Source organism: Mesorhizobium sp. M0830 (assembly GCF_040319965.1).
GTDB lineage: Bacteria > Pseudomonadota > Alphaproteobacteria > Rhizobiales > Rhizobiaceae > Mesorhizobium.
In genome coordinates this window covers 1-15,891 of record NZ_JAMYOR010000048.1, presented here as the reverse complement: position 1 = coordinate 15,891, position 15,891 = coordinate 1, and the positions used below count along the sequence as shown (strand labels likewise).

General features: G+C 62.0%; 13 protein-coding genes. 4 read left to right on the top strand and 9 right to left on the bottom strand.

Features of this window, described 5'->3' with window-relative positions:
- Nucleotides 1-211: 211 nt before the first annotated feature.
- On the top strand, nucleotides 212-889 hold the full coding sequence (locus tag NKI20_RS24135) for a sugar transferase (RefSeq protein ID WP_023761497.1): 678 nt from the start codon (nucleotides 212-214) through the stop codon (nucleotides 887-889).
- Nucleotides 890-989: 100 nt separating this feature from the next.
- Nucleotides 990-2,258, top strand: a complete 1,269-nt coding sequence (locus tag NKI20_RS24130; protein ID WP_031260783.1) for a polysaccharide biosynthesis/export family protein — start codon at nucleotides 990-992, stop codon at nucleotides 2,256-2,258.
- A 433-nt stretch (nucleotides 2,259-2,691) separates the two neighbouring features.
- On the opposite strand, the gene NKI20_RS24125 is transcribed toward NKI20_RS24130, so the two are convergent.
- Nucleotides 2,692-4,002, bottom strand: coding sequence for an O-antigen ligase family protein (locus NKI20_RS24125; protein WP_352834994.1), 1,311 nt, complete (start codon nucleotides 4,000-4,002; stop codon nucleotides 2,692-2,694).
- Nucleotides 4,003-4,531: 529 nt separating this feature from the next.
- On the opposite strand from NKI20_RS24125, the gene NKI20_RS24120 reads away from it, so the two are divergent.
- Together NKI20_RS24120 and NKI20_RS24115 are read left to right on the top strand one after the other, a co-directional pair.
- A complete protein-coding gene (locus NKI20_RS24120) occupies nucleotides 4,532-5,881 on the top strand; it encodes a glucoamylase family protein (RefSeq protein WP_352834991.1) in 1,350 nt (449 codons plus the stop codon).
- Nucleotides 5,871-7,400, top strand: a complete 1,530-nt coding sequence (locus tag NKI20_RS24115) for a mercuric reductase (protein WP_352834988.1) — start codon at nucleotides 5,871-5,873, stop codon at nucleotides 7,398-7,400. Before NKI20_RS24120 ends, NKI20_RS24115 begins: the two co-directional genes overlap by 11 nt.
- A 121-nt stretch (nucleotides 7,401-7,521) precedes the next feature.
- On the opposite strand, the gene NKI20_RS24110 is transcribed toward NKI20_RS24115, so the two are convergent.
- From NKI20_RS24110 to NKI20_RS24075, 8 genes are all read right to left on the bottom strand, one after another.
- A complete protein-coding gene (locus NKI20_RS24110) occupies nucleotides 7,522-8,097 on the bottom strand; it encodes a DUF1349 domain-containing protein (protein WP_352608155.1) in 576 nt (191 codons plus the stop codon).
- Between the two features lie 105 nt (nucleotides 8,098-8,202).
- Nucleotides 8,203-9,642 carry an aldehyde dehydrogenase family protein gene (locus NKI20_RS24105; RefSeq protein ID WP_352834985.1) on the bottom strand — a complete coding sequence of 480 codons (1,440 nt, stop codon included), beginning with the start codon at nucleotides 9,640-9,642 and terminating at the stop codon, nucleotides 8,203-8,205.
- Nucleotides 9,643-9,972: 330 nt separating this feature from the next.
- Nucleotides 9,973-10,458, bottom strand: coding sequence for a hypothetical protein (locus NKI20_RS24100; RefSeq protein ID WP_352608152.1), 486 nt, complete (start codon nucleotides 10,456-10,458; stop codon nucleotides 9,973-9,975).
- Nucleotides 10,459-10,578: 120 nt separating this feature from the next.
- Nucleotides 10,579-11,139: an FMN reductase gene (gene msuE / locus NKI20_RS24095; RefSeq protein WP_352608150.1), complete on the bottom strand. Its 561-nt coding sequence runs from the start codon at nucleotides 11,137-11,139 to the stop codon at nucleotides 10,579-10,581.
- Between the two features lie 68 nt (nucleotides 11,140-11,207).
- Entirely contained in the window at nucleotides 11,208-12,455 is a 1,248-nt protein-coding gene (locus NKI20_RS24090) for an SfnB family sulfur acquisition oxidoreductase (protein ID WP_352834980.1), read from the bottom strand.
- 23 nt (nucleotides 12,456-12,478) lie between these two features.
- A complete protein-coding gene (locus tag NKI20_RS24085; protein WP_352834977.1) occupies nucleotides 12,479-13,285 on the bottom strand; it encodes an ABC transporter ATP-binding protein in 807 nt (268 codons plus the stop codon).
- A gap of 84 nt (nucleotides 13,286-13,369) precedes the next feature.
- On the bottom strand, nucleotides 13,370-14,707 hold the full coding sequence (locus NKI20_RS24080) for an ABC transporter substrate-binding protein (protein ID WP_352727289.1): 1,338 nt from the start codon (nucleotides 14,705-14,707) through the stop codon (nucleotides 13,370-13,372).
- An 83-nt stretch (nucleotides 14,708-14,790) separates the two neighbouring features.
- The gene (locus tag NKI20_RS24075) at nucleotides 14,791-15,831 is read right to left on the bottom strand and encodes a branched-chain amino acid ABC transporter permease (RefSeq protein WP_352834974.1); all 1,041 of its coding nucleotides are present in this window, start codon (nucleotides 15,829-15,831) and stop codon (nucleotides 14,791-14,793) included.
- Between the last annotated feature and the right edge of the window lie 60 nt (nucleotides 15,832-15,891).

Genomic DNA, 15,891 nt, shown 5'->3' with positions numbered 1-15,891 from the left:
AAAACCGCCCTACAAATGTCGGTATTTTTCCGACTATGCCCATTTCTTGTCACAAACGTGCTAAGTACGCCGAAATTTGTGCATGACTAGCTTATTATTTAGTCAATTCATGACGCGACTATTTCAATGCGGTTGGAAATTGTGTGTTGCGCTGCAACATTTTTTTGGTATCTTGCCGCGAACCATTCGTTCAACGCATGGAGTTTATGGCATGAGGGATGTTGCCAAGTCAGCCACAGCGGGCTTTTCGCAGGCTGACATCGATTTTCCGCCGCCGATCGGCGGCCTGCTCAAACGCAGTTTCGACATTACCGGTTCACTGATTGGCTTGATCGCTCTCAGCCCACTGTTCGTCATGATAGCGCTGCTCGTCAAGTTTTCCGACGGCGGCTCGATCTTCTACGGCCACAGGCGAATCGGGCGCGGCGGGCGGATTTTTTCGTGCCTGAAGTTCCGCACCATGGTTCCGGACGGCGACAAGGTGCTGGCGGCCTATCTCGCCACCAACCCGGACGCCAACGCCGAGTGGATCGCGACCCGCAAGCTGAAGAACGACCCGCGCGTCACCCGTGTCGGAGCCGTACTGAGGAAACTCAGCCTGGATGAACTGCCGCAGATCATCAACATCCTGCAGGGCGACATGAGCCTAGTCGGCCCTCGTCCGGTCGTGCGCGACGAGCTGGAAATCTATGGCACGTCAGCGGTCTACTACCTGAAATCCCGCCCGGGCCTGACCGGCCTGTGGCAGGTCAGCGGGCGCAACGATGTGTCCTATGACAGCCGCGTCGCCTTCGACCGCCACTATGTCGAGAACTGGTCGCTGTTCGAGGACGTTCGCATCATCATCAAGACCGTCCCGGCCGTCTGGATGTCGCGCGGCTCTTACTGACCGGCCGGTGGCCAACGCCAGATATTGGCGCCGGCCATTCGACGCAAGCTCATCGGGCGATGGGGCTAAAGCGGATCGGAATGTTCAGTTGAAAAAAGATATGTTCGAAGCCCTTCGCAGCAGCCCGGTTTCCGGCCGCCTGCGGCGGGCGCGTTTGCTGGCCACGTGCCTCGCCATGTCGCTCGTCGTCCCCCACATCGCCGTCGCAGGCGACTACCGCCTCGGCTCGCAGGACAAACTCACCATTCGAGTTGCCGAATGGCAGACCGTGGAAGGCACGTTTCGTGACTGGTCGGCGGTGAATGGCGAGTACACGGTCGGTCCATCGGGCACGCTGTCGGTGCCGTTCGTCGGCGAAGTGCCGGCAGCAGGCAAGACCACGTCCGAAATCGCAACGACGATCGGTGAGGCGCTGCAACGCAAGCTCGCTCTGTCGGATAGGCCGGAAGCCTCGGTCGAAATGGCGCAGTTCCGGCCATTCTACATTTCGGGCGAAGTACAGAACCCCGGCAAATTTCCTTATGTGCCCGACCTGACAGTGTTGCAGGCGATCAGCGTCGCCGGTGGCATCAGGCGAAACCCCGACTATGGTCCTCAGCTAGGCAAGGATCTGGTCACAGCCAAGGGTAACTTCGATATCTCTGACGACTTGCGCATTCGGCTAATCGTCAAGCGCGCCCGCATCGACGCGGACATGACCGGCAAGACAAGTTTCGACGTACCGAAGGAGGTCGAGGGCGATCCGAGACTGCCAGCCATCGTCGCCGACGAGATGACGATCCTGACGGCCGACCAAAAAGCGCTAAAGCTGAAACTCGAGGCGCTCGACGAGCTGAAGAGGGTTCTACAGTCCGAGATCGAATCCCTGCAGAAGAAGATCGTCAACCAGCAGCAGCAGGTCGATCTGGCGCAGCAGCAACTCACCAGCATCGGCCCGCTGGCGCAGAAAGGCCTGATCGCCAACGCCCGACTGCTGGATTCGCGCCAAAACGTTGCCGATCTGCAGGGCAAGATCCTGGACTACGAAACGGCCATCCTCACCGCCAAACAGGCGATCAGCAAGGCTACGCAGGATGCCATCGATGCCCAGAATACCTTGAGTTCAAGGCTCGCCACCGACCGGCAGCAGACCGAAGCCGAGCTGAACGAGGCGGCGCTGAAGGCGAATATGCAGAAAGGCCTGATCGCCCAGGCAACCGATCCTGCCACGACGGCGGCCGCCAGTGCTACCAATGAAGAGCCTACCCTGCTCTACACACTGGTGAGAATCGTCGACGGCAAGACCAGCGAAATTGCCGCGAAGGAAGATACGCCGGTGCTGCCTGGCGATGTGATCAAGGTCAAGCTGGCGCCGCTGGCCAGCCAATAGACGCGCCGGCACCGCCCAGTATTTCGATCCGATAGGGTTGGGACGTGTTTCAGTGTTGGAAATTTGAAATCAACGGGCGGCGGCTTGGTCGTCTGTGGCAATCCGATCACGTCAGTGGGGCGTTTCTGGCCGGCACTTAGCGTGGGTATTCCAAAATGATTATGTAGCCAGACGGCGTTGTGAATGGACCGTTCTCCGCCGGAATATCTCGCGTGGGCTGCCAGATTACGTTGACGATCTTACTGCCCTCTTCACCAAGGCTGTGCAGAAGCGTTTTTAATCGATCAACGTCGTCTGGGCATGTCTCAACAGCATATGGCATGAAAACCTCCCATGCATTGCAGCAGGTATATCAGAGTTCGGCCCAGATCGCGAAAAGCGCAGCGGCACTACTGTTTTTGCGAGCGCTGAGTTCAACCTGCGAGCCGGTGGGTCATGACGGATCGGCGGCCGCCGGACGGCCAGCATGCCGGGGCCAATCGGCCTCTCCCCTGGCCTCTGCCTGTTCTATGGCTTGTGACCGTCGCCTGCTGGTAACGGGCACTCGCGCCAGCTTGAAGAAGCTGAAGTACATCAGGAAAGAGCCCATGATGTAGGGATTGAGTACCTCGACCTCGACGAAGGAGCGGATCAGCAGCAGCACCATCACGCCGGCGAGGATCACCGAATCCGCCTGCCATGTCCTGAAGATCACAGCGGCGACGTGGCCGTAGAGCGTGCGCAACATGATCAGCGATACCAGCGTCGCCCCGACGAAGCCAAGTTCGACGAGGGCTTCGATGTAGGTGTTGTGGAAGTGGAAGCCGGTGCGTGTGGTGATGTAGAATTCGTTCCACAGCCGCTCGGCTTCGGCGAAACCCTGCACCCAATAGGCGGCATAGCCAACACCGAGAATTGGCGATTTCTGCACGGTATTCCAGCCCTGTTCCCACAGATAGGTCCGCCCGGTCAACGTTGAATCCTTGCCGAAGAGGCCGAGGACGAAGTCCATCAGCCCGAGATTCAAGGCGACAAACGCAACCACGACCAGCAGCCCGGCGCCGATCAGGAAGATCACGCGGCGATAGCGCCGTGACAAAAGTTTGCTCATCGCAAGAAGCGCCACCAGCGCCAGAACCGCCGGGATCGAGGCCATCGAGGTGGCGGAATGCGATACGATGAGCACATAGGCCGACAGCAGCACGACGGGCGCCGTCAGGATGAGGCTCAGCCGGCCGCGCCTGTAAAAGGCGAGGAAGACGGCGCAGAAATAGATGCCGAGCGAACCGACAAAGCCTATCTGGTTCTTGGAAGCGAAGGCGCCGACAAAGTTGACAGTGCCATCCAGAACGTCTTCGGAATAGTTCGCGACCTTCAGCGAATAGATGAGGACGACGAATATCCCGACCAGAGCACCTATGGTCAGCGTGCGCACGCTGACGGTGCGCGCAGCGACATAGGCGCAGGCTATATGGGAAAAATACTGGACGGCCGTTCTCGCCGTGACGCCGGGCGCCTGCGACCAGAAGACGGAGGAGCAGACATAGGCCGCAAACAGCAACGGCAGCCAGGCGCTGGACAGTTGGCGCATAAACCGCCGGTAATCGACCAGGATGAGCGGAAGCCAGACCGCATAATAGGCGAGAATCAGCACCTGGCCGAAAATGACGGAGTAGGAAAACGCCCAGATCGACACGGCCACGGCAAAGGCGCCATAGACCGAGTTTTTCTCGGGATCGATCAGCAACGACTTTGGAATCTTCATCTCAGAGTCCCGCCGGCACGACCCACGGCCGGCAAGCCATGAGCCGGCCGGAATTTTCGCAAACATGGGCGTGCAATAAACGGCGTCTCCATTGTGCAGCGCAATATAACCTATCGCGCCCGGCGCTCAATGGCAAATCCGGTCACCTTGTCTTACAGCGAGGCATTTGCGGAGAGGCGCCCGGCAGCACATCGACTTCATACTGCCAAAGATACTGATGGCCCGCGTTGGCGAGGCCGACGAGTGGCGCTAACCTGCGGATCGCCTCGGAGGAGTGCTCGTTCACGACGGCCGCCATGTTCGACTTTTCCAGCGGCCGCGCCACCTACTAAGCAGGACGCATCTCAATTCCGCGTGACGGTGCAACGAACGGGTGCGCAGCGGCGTATAATCCCAGACTTCGAATCGACGGAGATGCAACAAAGCTATGCGGGGAAAGCCATGACACGGCGTGACAGTTCGGCAATGACCTGCCGGTGCTATGCCACCGCTTGGCAATTGACAGCAATCGGGCGGGAGGTTGCTTCTTTTGCTTAAGGTCGAACCTGCCGTGCTGTCCGACGACGAGCTTCTGGAGCGCTATCAGCGCGCCGCCTTCGATTATTTCATCGAGAACGTGAACCCGGAAAATGGACTGGTCGCCGATACGTCGCGGCCGAATTCGCCGGCCAGCATCGCTGTCGTCGGTTTCGCGCTGTCCTGCTACCCGATCGGCGTCGAGCGCGGCTGGATGGCGCGCGATGCGGCCGTGAAGCTGACGCTTGCCGCTCTGCGTTTCTTCTCGACCAGCCGGCAAGGCAATGGCGACGAGGTCACCGGCCACAAGGGTTTTTACTACCATTTCCTCGACATGCGGACCGGCCTGCGCGTCTGGCGCTGCGAACTGTCGATGGTGGATACCGCATTGTTGATATCAGGCATGCTGGTGGCAGGCGCCTATTTCTCCGACGACGATGGCGACGAAGCCGAAATCCGCCAACTGGCCGAGGCGCTCTACCGGCGCGTCGACTGGCGGTGGGCGCAAGGCTCGAGCCCGACGCTCCGGCAGGGCTGGAAGCCGAAGAGCGGCTTTCTCCACTATGGCTGGGAAGGCTACAACGAAGCGACGATCCTCTACGTGCTGTCGATGGCCTCGCCCGACAACCCGACCTCGGACGACAGCTACGAGGGTTGGACGGCGACCTATCAGTGGGAAAACATCTACGGCTACGACGTGCTCTATGGCGGTCCTCTGTTCATGCACCAGTTCTCGCATGCCTGGATCGACTTCGCCGGCATCCGCGACGCTTTCATGCGTGAGAAGAACTCGGACTATTTCGAAAACAGCCGCCGTTCGACGTACTTGCACCGCGACTATGCGCGCCACAACCCTTACGGCTACGGCGGCTACGACGCGAACCTGTGGGGACTTTCGGCGGGCGACGGACCCGGCAGCTTTCGTGCCAGCGTACAGCGACAGCGTCGCCGGTTTTCCGGCTATGCCGCGCGCGGCGCGCCTTTCGGGCCGGACGACGGAACGATCGCCCCATGGTCCTGTTTGGCGTCGCTGCCCTTCGCGCCGGATATCTGCCTGGCGGCCTTGCGCCATCTCAGGGACCGCTACCCCGAGGTGATTGACAATTTCCGGCTGCCGAGCGGCTTCAATCCGACATTGGCCAACCGGCGACAATTCGGCCGCAACGGCTGGGTGTCGGAAGGCCATTTCGGGTTGGATCAGGGCATCGTGGTGATGATGATCGAGAACCATCGGTCGCGCCTGATCTGGGAACTGATGCGGTCCAACCCGCACATCCGCCGCGGCCTGGGCAGAGCCGGATTCAGCGGCGGTTGGCTGTCTAAGCCGGCAAGCCCGGCGTCAGGTGGTGGCGATGTCGCGTGACCGGACCATGGCCACCGCCTTCCCTGTCGACCGCCATGACATCGAGCTGATCAGGGGTGCCCATCCACCGCTGTGGAAGAACCCTGAGCCCAATGGCCCATACAATCTCCTCGTCATCGGCGCCGGGCCGGCCGGCTTGACCGCTGCCAGCGAGGCGGCAAACCTCGGTGCGAAAGTCGCGCTGATCGAGCGCGGGCTGATCGGCGGCACCTGCATCAACGTCGGCTGCATCCCGTCGAAAGCGATCATCCGCACGGCCAGGCTCTATGCGGATATGCGCGATGCCGAAAATCTCGGCGGCGACACGCCGGACCGTCTTCGCATCGACTTTCAGCGGGCAATGACGAGGATGCGGCAGATCCGGCAGCGGATCAGCCGCGCCGATTCGGCTGCGAGCGTGGTTTCCGCAGGCATCGACCTCTACTTCGGCGAAGCACGTTTTTCCGGGCCGGACGAGGTCACGGTTGCCGGGAAGACTCTGCGTTTCAAGAAGGCGCTGGTTGCGACGGGCGCGCGTCCGGCCCTGCCGACGATTCCGGGCCTCACCGAGGCCGGCTATCTCAGCAACGAAACGATGTTCGATCTCACAGAGTGCCCGAAACGGCTTCTGGTCATTGGCGGCGGACCGCTCGGGTGCGAGGCGGCGCAGGCCTTCTGCCTGCTGGGCGCCAGCGTCATCCTGGTGCAGCGGGAGCCGATGTTTCTGCCTGGCGAGGAACGCGACGCCGCCCAGATCCTTTCCGACGCGCTGGCGCGCGAAGGGGTCGAGGTTCGCCTGAATACCGAGGCGGTGGCGGTACGGACAGAAGGCGGCAAGAAGCTCGCCGACCTTGTGTGCGACGGCGACACGATGACGGTTTCCGTCGACGAGATCATCACCGGCATCGGCCGTTCGCCCAATGTCGACGGGCTCGACCTGGAGAACGCCGGGGTGGCGTATGACGCCACCGGGATCAAAGTGGACGACTATCTGAGAACCACCAATCCGCGCATCTATGCGGCGGGCGACGTCTGCCTCGCATACAAATTCACCCATACCGCCGAGGCGACGGCGCGGATTGTTGTGGGCAATGCCCTGTTTCTCGGACGCAGGAAATTAAGCGAACTGGTTATTCCGTGGTGCACCTACACCGATCCGGAGATCGCCCATGTCGGCCTCTATCCAACGGAGGCGCGCCAGAACGGCATCCCAGTCAAGACCTATACGGTGCTGATGCACGACGTCGCCCGCGCAGTCATGGACGGCGAGGAGGAGGGTTTCGCCAAAATCCACGTCAGGGAGGGGTCCGACCGCATCCTTGGTGCCACGATCGTCGCCAGTCATGCGGGCGAGATGATCAATGCGGTGTCGCTGGCGATCAAGTCGGGCATGGGATTGCACGCGCTGGCCGACGTCATCCACCCTTTCCCGACCCAGGCACAAGGCATCAAGATGGCCGGCGACGCCTATCGGCGGACAAAGCTCACCTCATCCTGGAAACATCTGGCGGGCCGCTGGCTGGCGTGGTCCAGGCGGTGACCACGCCGTGCTCCGGCGCAAAGTCCGGAGCGCCCGCTGCTCAATCATCGTGCTGTGCGGGACCTGCTTCGCATACACGCGTCCAGGCACGTCCATGGTGAGGGGCCGAGGCTCTCTTCGATCAATCGTGCAGTTCGCGCGAAATCGGTGGTCCGACGGAAAAATCGGAGAATGTGACCTCGAAACCCTCGCGCTGCGGCGAGCAGCACATCATACCAACATCGACCGTCTTCGAGATCGGAAAATAGGCAAGCCGCACCGGCTTCCAGTGGCTGTCGGAAGCATCGAGGTACTGGACGCGGATCGTCTCGGCGTGACGGGTCACTCGGATCCTGACACCGTCGGGACTGGCCGGAATTGTGGCCAGCGACCAGTCGGAGGCATCGTTGGTGACGACGACGGAAAAGTACATCACGCCGTCGCTGTATTCGATGCCGGCCTTGATCCAATGCGTTTCGCTCAGCCGGACCATCAGTCCGGCTTGATCATAAAGCACCTTGTAGTCGCCTTTGACGGTGACCTCGGCGGTGAAATCGCCCTCGACCTGCCGGTAAAGAAAGTGACCGTTGTCGCGCCAGAACTCGTAGAACGTCTCGCGCCAGAAATCGGTCTCCTTACCGGTTCGCACACGAACGGCATCGCCGTCGATGGAATGGTGCGGCGGCGGATTGAGCCAGGTCAGGTTCTGCACCGTCATCGCTTCGCACCACTCCAATCTCGATGTGCCCAGTGACCGTACGTAGGGGGTTGCGGGCCCGATCAGAGGCGACCGATCAGCCCGGCATGATCGGCCAATGGCCGATCAGCCTGGGAACGTATAGGCGGTTTTCACCGTGGTGTAGAATTCCGCCGCGTAGCGGCCTTGTTCGCGCGGGCCGTAGCTCGAGCCCTTGCGGCCGCCGAAGGGAACATGGAAGTCGACACCCGCTGTTGGCAGGTTGACCATCACCATGCCAGCCTCCGAATTTCGCTTGAAGTGGGTGGCGTGCTTGAGGCTCAAGGTGCAGATGCCCGATGTCAGCCCGAACGGCGTGTCGTTGGCGACGGAAAGCGCCTCGTCATAATCCTTGACGCGGATGACGCTGGCGACGGGTCCGAATATCTCCTCGCGCGAACTGCGCATGGCGTTGGTGGCCTGCGTCAGCAGGGCCGGCTGCAGGTAGAAGCCCGGCGTCTTGCGGTCGAGCCGCTCACCGCCGAAGGCAAGCGTGGCGCCCTCCCTGACGCCGATGGCGATGTAGTCCTCGTCCTGCTTCAACTGTGTGGCGTCGACGACCGGACCGATCTGGGTCTGCGCGTCGAGCGCGTCGCCGATAACCAGCTTGCTCATGCGATCCTTGAGGGCGTCGACGAAACGGTCGTGAATGGCATCCGTCACGATCAGCCTGGACGAGGCGGTGCAGCGCTGGCCGGTCGAGAAGAAGGCGCCGTTGAGCGCGCAATCGACAGCGACCGCGAGATCGGCATCGTCGAGCACGACCAGCGGGTTCTTGCCGCCCATTTCGAGCTGGAACTTGCGCATATGCTCGACGCTTGCCGCGGCGACCCGCTTGCCGGTGCCGACCGAGCCGGTGAACGTGATGGCGTTGATATCGGGGCTGTCGAGCATCGCCTGACCGACCACCGAGCCTTTGCCCATGACGAGATTGAGCACGCCCTTCGGCAGGCCGGCGCGGTGCAGGATATCGACGATGGTCCAGGCGCTCTCCGGAACCAGCTCGGCCGGCTTGAAGACGACAGTGTTGCCGTGGCACAGCGCCGGTGCGATCTTCCAGGCCGGAATGGCGATCGGGAAATTCCATGGCGTGATGATGCCGACCACGCCGACCGCCTCGCGCGTGATCTCGACGCCGACGCCCGGCCGCACGCTTGGCACGACCTCTCCTGAGAGGCGCAATGTCTCGCCGGCAAAGAAATCGAAAATCTGGGCGGCGCGAATGGTCTCGCCGATGCCCTCGGCCAGCGTCTTGCCTTCCTCGCGCGCCAGGTTGCGGCCGATCTCGTCCTTGCGTGCCATGATCTCGTCCGCGGCCTTTTTCAGAACCGCGTGGCGCGCCAGCGGACCGGAACGGGACCATGCCGGAAACGCCGCCTTGGCTGCAGCGATCGCCTGCTTGGCCTGCTCGACTCCCGCCGAGGCATAATCGCCGACGACATCGCCGGTATCCGAGGGGTTGATGTTACGGGAACCGGCTTCGCCGACCCATTCGCCATCGATGAGGTTCTGTCGAAACAGCGTCATATCCTGTCTTCCCTGCTGGTTGGCCGCGCGGCGGCATCTGTCTGAATTGGTATTTGCCAGACAATTGCCTTGCGGGAAAGCAAACACTGCGTCGCTTGCCGCGACAAAAATCCCCCTCGCTTGCGACGTGGGCGGCGAGAACGCCCATCGAGCTCAACTCGGCTGGCCCCGACGAGGAGCGCGTCAACGCCATCCGCGACATGTTCATGCGCCATGGTCATTGGGAAGAGGAGCCAAGGATATCGAGGATTTTTTCGCGCTGTTTCGTGGAGATGAATTCGCGCAAACGTCAACGGCCATCCACTGCACGCAAGGACTGGAGCCGGCTGGTCAGAGGGTGAACGACCACAACAGGCAGGCTAGCGTAGCGGCGGCAAAGACGGCGAAAAACAGGCTGCGCAAGAGCACATTGCGGCGCAACTCGTTCATGATGAAGTGACACCCGACGATCGCTGCCGCAAACAGGAACCGCCAGTTCAACAGCGCCCACACGGCGCTGCCCTGGCCGAAGGCCCATCTGGCGGCCAGACAGCCGACGATGGCCGCAAAAAGTGTAATCACGGTCCAGAAGACGGCGTCGGCGGCATGGGTCAGGACGACGCCAGCCGCCCTGATCGGCAGGATCATCATCAGCATCGCGCTGAAGAAATAGACAGCGGCAATCGGGATGAACACGCCGGCATCGGCAATGCCGTCAAGGCGCCTGACGCCGATCGCGCCATAGGGATAGCCGTGCCTGGCTACAGCCAGGCTCAAGGCCATGAGCAAGGCGATCAGCACGGCGACCAGTGCGAAGGATGTGAGGGCTTTGCTCATGATGTTCCTATCCCAGACGAATCAGACAGGAACAGGATGTAGCGTGCGGTCGTAAACTGCGCGTAAGCGAGGGCGCTGTCCTCGCTTATTTTGATCGTGGCGAAATCTGGTGGCTCCAGACTATTCGGCGGCGATCCTGCCGGCCGAGCGGTTGGCCAGCACGAAGCCTACCTCGTCGACCGCCTGCGCCGCACGCTTCAGGATGGCCTCGGAGTGCAGTACACCGTCGGTGAAATCCTTGTCGGTGGCATAGACGGCGGTAGGCAGGGCAAAGGCCTCGAAGAAGCCGAATAGGGGCCGCAGCTGGTGTTCGACGATCAGGGCATGGCGCTCGCCACCGCCGGTCGCCGTCAATACGATAGGCTTGCCCCGCAGCGCTGCCGGATCGATCAGGTCGAAGAAGTGCTTGAACAGGCCGGTATAGCTGCCCTTGTAGGTCGGCGACCCGACGACGAGGACGTCGGCTGCGAGGATTTGTTCCAGTATCGCGCGCGCCTGCCCATCGAGATCGCGGGCCCATTTCGCGGGTCCCAGCGACGGACCGAGATCCTCGATATCGTAGGTGCTCGCGGACAGGCCGTGGCTGGCGGCGATGTCCCTGGTGACCAAATCGACGAAGGCACGTGTCTTTGACGGCCGGGTGATGTTGCCGGAAAAACCGACGACTGTTGGATTTGACATGGCAGTGGGGCCTCTTGCGAATGATGGTCGAAGGTCGACGTGGCGAGCTGCCTGCCCGCCGATGGAAATCAGCTCCAGGCGTGCAACGGCGGGTTTTCGCCGTTGAGGAAATATTTGCCGAGGATCGAGTACTTCCAGCGCACCGGATCGTGCAGCGTGTGCGTGCGCGCGTTGCGCCAATGCCGGTCGAGATTGTGTTCAGCAAGGGTCGAGCGGGTTCCCGCCAGCTCGAACAGCTTGTTGGTCGCAGCGATGGCGATTTCGGTCGACAGTATCTTGGCTTCAGCAGTCACGATCTGGGCGTGTGCCACCGTCTCGGCGGTCGGTTCGATCACCGCCCGGTCGATTGCCAGTCCGGCCTTTTCCAGCAGCGCCTGCGCCGCGTGCAGGCGCAGCGTCAGGTCACCGACGGCCTGGATGGTGTAAGGATCGTCCCATGCATTGTCGACGCCGCTGTCGATCCAGGCGCGGCTCTTGGTCCTGACGAAACTGACCGTCTCGTCGATCGCCGCCTGTGCGATGCCGGTGTCGACAGCCACCTGGATGATCTGGAAGATGGCGCCGTCTACCGTCGGTCTGTCGTAGCCCTTGTAGCCGGGCACCAGATGCGTCTTCGGCACCTTGACGTTGTCGATGATAACGGTGCCGGACAGCGTCGTGCGCTGACCGAAGCTCGACCAGTCGTCGATGACCGTCAGGCCGGGCGCGCCGCGGTCGGCGATGGCGTACCAGGCGCGGCCCTCGTCGTCGAGCGCGACGATCGGCACCAGGTGGGCGAGCAGCGCGCCGGACGAATAGAATTTCCGGCCGTTGACGACCACATGATCGCCGGCATCGGTGAAGCGGGTCTCGAAATCGGCGGCGCACTTGGAGCCGAACTCGGAAAAGGCGTTGCCGAACCGGGTGCCCTTCAGCGCTTCGGCGAACAGCAGCTTCTGCTGATCCGCGTCGGACACCGTGCGGATGGCGGCGACGACGCCGAGATGGTTCTGCGCCACCTGGCCGATCGAGGAGTCCGCCGCCGAGATGATCTCGATCACCTTCGCCAGCGTCGCATAGGATACCTCCGGCCCGCCGAATGCCTTGGGTACATTGATCGACCACAGGCCGCTTTGCGAAAAAGCGTCGAGTTCGGCAACCGGCCAGATCCGCTCGCGGTCTCGCTTGGAGGACTCCTTGACGAATTCGGCGGCGAGCGCATGGGCGATGGCAATCGCCTCGGCATCGTCCTTGATGATGTGCGCAGGCACGGTTGGTCGCGCGACTGGCGGCACGGCGGCGGAAGCGTGGTCGGTCTTGACGGTCGAAACGGTCATTTCACTGCTCCTTGAGATTCGGTTCAGGCAACGGCGTGGAGATGGGCTGGCTTGGCGGCAGGCGATGCCTGTTGCTCGCGGGTCGATTGACCGAGATAGAAGGACCGGACGTCCTCGCGCTGGCGAAGATCGGCAGCCGTGCCAGAGAGAACGGAGACACCGTTTTCGAGGACGGTGGCATGGTCGGCATATCTGAGCGCGACCGCCGAGTTCTGCTCGGCGACCAGGATCGACAGGCCGGTCTCGCGATTGAGTTTTCTAAGCGTCTGGAAGATGTCCTGGACGATGAGCGGGGCGAGCCCCATCGACGGTTCGTCGAGGACCAGCAGACGCGGCCGCGACATCAGCGCCCGGCCAATCGCTGTCATCTGCTGTTCGCCGCCCGAAGTCAGGCCGGACAATGTCCGGCGCTTTTCCCTGAGACGTGGAAAATAGCCGTAGATCCGTTCGAGATCCCTGTTGATCTCGGCGCGGCTTCCGCTGCGGCCGATGCCACCGGCAATCAGATTTTCCTCGACAGTGAGGCTCTTGAAGCAGTGGCGGCCTTCCAGCACCTGGACCAGGCCGCCACGCACGAGATCGCCCGGCTTGCGGCGCGAGACATCGCTGCCTTCATAGCGGATGGTGCCGGCATTGACCTGGCCGCGCTCGGCCGGCAACAGGTTGGAGACGGCCTTCAGCGTCGTGGTCTTGCCGGCGCCATTGGCACCGAGCAAGGCAAGCATCTGGCCGCGCCGCAACACGAAGCTGACGCCGTGCAGCGCCGTGATGGCGTGATTGTAGGTGGCATGGACCGCGTCCACGGCAAGAATGACGTCATTGTCCGGCATGGGCTCTTATTCCCGTGGTTCGATAACCGAAATAGGCCGGGGGCTGCGTGTGGAAAGTCGTTCGCAGCGCCCGGCCTTGGCTGATCAGTTGGTGGTCACCGCGTCGGCGTCATCGGCGGTACGCAGCTTGATGCCCTTTTCGGCGGCGTAGGCCTCGGCGGACTTTTCGATGATCGGCCGCAGCAGCGCCCAGTCCGGCGCGATCCAGTCGGAGACGACGTTCCACTTCTTGCCGTCCCACTGCTGGAAGGTCACGTAGCCTTCGCCTTCATGATTGTCCCAGCTGACGTTGATCGAGTGGAACAAATCCTTGGCGCCGAGCGCCTCGACCTTGGCCGGATCGAGCTTGAGATGCTCGAAGCCCCAGCGGACCTCGTCGCCGGTCAGTGTGCGATGGCCGAACTTCTCCTGCGCGACGCGGATCGCCTCGACATTGAGGATGCCGTTGACGATGCCGAGGTTGTGGTAGACCGAGCCGATGCGCGACTTGTCTTCCAGATTGCCCTTGCCGGCGCCGTAGACCGTCTTCACGATCTCCTGCACTACCGGGTAGGAGTTGCCGGAAGCCTGGGTGGTGATAGCGGTGTAGCCCTTGGCGGCGTCACCGGCCGGGATCACGTCCTCTTCCGAATTCGACCAGACATTACCGACGATGTGATCGACGGGATAGCCGACCTTGACGGCCGTCTTCAGCGCCACCGGGTTCATTACGCCCCAGCCGCGCAGGACGACGAAGTCCGGCTTGGCGCGGCGGATGGTCAGCCACTGCGACTGCTGCTCGTTGCCGGGATGCGGCACCTCGATCTGCTGAACGGTGAAGCCGTATTTCTGCGCCAGCAATTCATAGATCGGGATGGTCTCCTTGCCGTAGGGCGAGCCGTGATAGAGCACGACGATCTTCTTGCCCTTCAGCTTGTCGATGCCGCCTTCCTTGGAGGCGATGTAGTTCACGATGCCGGATGTTTCGCTGTAAGGATTGAGCAGCAGCGGGAACACATAGGGGAAGACACGCCCGTCGGTGGAGTCGGTGCGGCCATGGTTGACGGTGATCAGCGGCACCTTGTCGCCGGTGATGCGGTCGATCATGGCGTAGGCGATGCCTACCGAAAGCGGATTCCACGCGGCGGCACCGGCATGGCTCTTCTGCCGCTCGTAGCATTCGACGCCGCGCTCGACCTCATACTGGGTCTCGCATTCGTCCCAGGTCAGCTTGACGCCGTTGACGCCGCCGTCGCGGATGTTGATGAGGTTGAGATAGTCGATGAAGCCGCCGAAGAAGCCGGTGCCGCCAGCCGCATAAGGCCCGACGCGATAGCTTTGCAGCGGGAAATATTGCTCGTCGGCATGCGCGGCGGGCAAGGCCACCGAGACGATCATCGCCGCGGACAGCGCCGCCGCCTTGATTGCGCTGAGGAAATTCATTGTCGAGGTACTCCCGGTATGGGCCGTCTTGGGTTCGGCCCCTGGTTCATTTTCGAATGTGATCTATTTTCAAATGCACGGGCTCAGGTCGTTTGCCAGGCGAACAAGAGCCGTCTTCGGAGCCTGTCCCACAGCGCCACCAGCCCGTCGGGTTCGAGGATCAGAAACAGGATGATGAGCGCGCCCAGCACAATGCGCTGGCTCATGTCGAGCACGCCCGAATCGAAGAGATCGCCGAGCAAGAAGCCGCCGAGGCGAGACAGAGCCAGCGGAAAGACGACGATCAGGGCGGCGCCGAAGAACGCGCCGCGTATCGAAGCCAGGCCGCCGATGATGATGATGAACAGTATCTGGAACGAGCGGTCGAGATCGAAGCCGTCCGGCTCGACGGTCCGCAGATACGCGAAGGCCCAGATGACGCCGGCGACGCCGATGATGAAGGAGGAGACGGCGAAGGCCAGAAGCTTGGTCTTCAGCACCGGGATGCCGATGATGCGGGCGGCTGTTTCATTGTCGCGGATGGCGATGAAATTGCGCCCGGTCTGAGACGATACCAGCCGGTGGGCCAGGAAGGTGAGGATGGCGACGATGGTCAGCGCGAAGAGATAGCGGCCGACGGCGCCGTCGAGCGCAAAGCCTGAAATCGACAGCTTCGGCGCATCAATGACGCCGGACGCCGAGTTGTTGGAGAACCAGCTGAACTTGGTCAACGCCCATTGGACGAAGAACTGCGCGGCAAGCGTCGAAACCGCGAGATAGAAACCCTTTAGTCGCAAGCTCGGCAAACCAAAGACGATGCCGATCGCGGCCGCGACAATGCCGGCGAGAAAGATACTGCCGATCAACGGCAGGCCCTCGATGCGCAGGTTGAGATTGTAGGCGGCAAAGGCGCCGGCCGCCATGAAAGCAGCACTCCCAAGCGAAACCTGGCCGGCATAGCCGGTGAGGATGTTCAAGCCCACGCCGGCGAGGCTGAGCGCCAGGAACGGCAGCAGGATGGCCTCGAACAGATAGTTCGAGCCGATCAGCGGCACGACGCCATAGGCGAAGGCGAGCAGCAGCACGGGCGCGACCCATTTCGGCAGCACCGGCGCCGACGAGAAATCGCTTGATATCGCGGTCATGCTCAGATCCTCTCGACAAGCTTCTGGCCGAACAGGCCGGAAGGGCGGATCAACAGGAAG

Bases quoted from the DNA above. Each gene is read 5' to 3' on its own strand.
- NKI20_RS24135 (WP_023761497.1), top strand. From the start codon at position 212: ATGAGGGATGTTGCCAAGTCAGCCACAGCGGGCTTTTCGCAGGCTGAC.
- NKI20_RS24130 (WP_031260783.1), top strand. From the start codon at position 990: ATGTTCGAAGCCCTTCGCAGCAGCCCGGTTTCCGGCCGCCTGCGGCGG.
- NKI20_RS24125 (WP_352834994.1), bottom strand. From the start codon at position 4,002: ATGAAGATTCCAAAGTCGTTGCTGATCGATCCCGAGAAAAACTCGGTC.
- NKI20_RS24115 (WP_352834988.1), top strand. From the start codon at position 5,871: ATGTCGCGTGACCGGACCATGGCCACCGCCTTCCCTGTCGACCGCCAT.
- NKI20_RS24110 (WP_352608155.1), bottom strand. From the start codon at position 8,097: ATGACGGTGCAGAACCTGACCTGGCTCAATCCGCCGCCGCACCATTCC.
- NKI20_RS24105 (WP_352834985.1), bottom strand. From the start codon at position 9,642: ATGACGCTGTTTCGACAGAACCTCATCGATGGCGAATGGGTCGGCGAA.
- NKI20_RS24100 (WP_352608152.1), bottom strand. From the start codon at position 10,458: ATGAGCAAAGCCCTCACATCCTTCGCACTGGTCGCCGTGCTGATCGCC.
- msuE (WP_352608150.1), bottom strand. From the start codon at position 11,139: ATGTCAAATCCAACAGTCGTCGGTTTTTCCGGCAACATCACCCGGCCG.
- NKI20_RS24090 (WP_352834980.1), bottom strand. From the start codon at position 12,455: ATGACCGTTTCGACCGTCAAGACCGACCACGCTTCCGCCGCCGTGCCG.
- NKI20_RS24085 (WP_352834977.1), bottom strand. From the start codon at position 13,285: ATGCCGGACAATGACGTCATTCTTGCCGTGGACGCGGTCCATGCCACC.
- NKI20_RS24080 (WP_352727289.1), bottom strand. From the start codon at position 14,707: ATGAATTTCCTCAGCGCAATCAAGGCGGCGGCGCTGTCCGCGGCGATG.
- NKI20_RS24075 (WP_352834974.1), bottom strand. From the start codon at position 15,831: ATGACCGCGATATCAAGCGATTTCTCGTCGGCGCCGGTGCTGCCGAAA.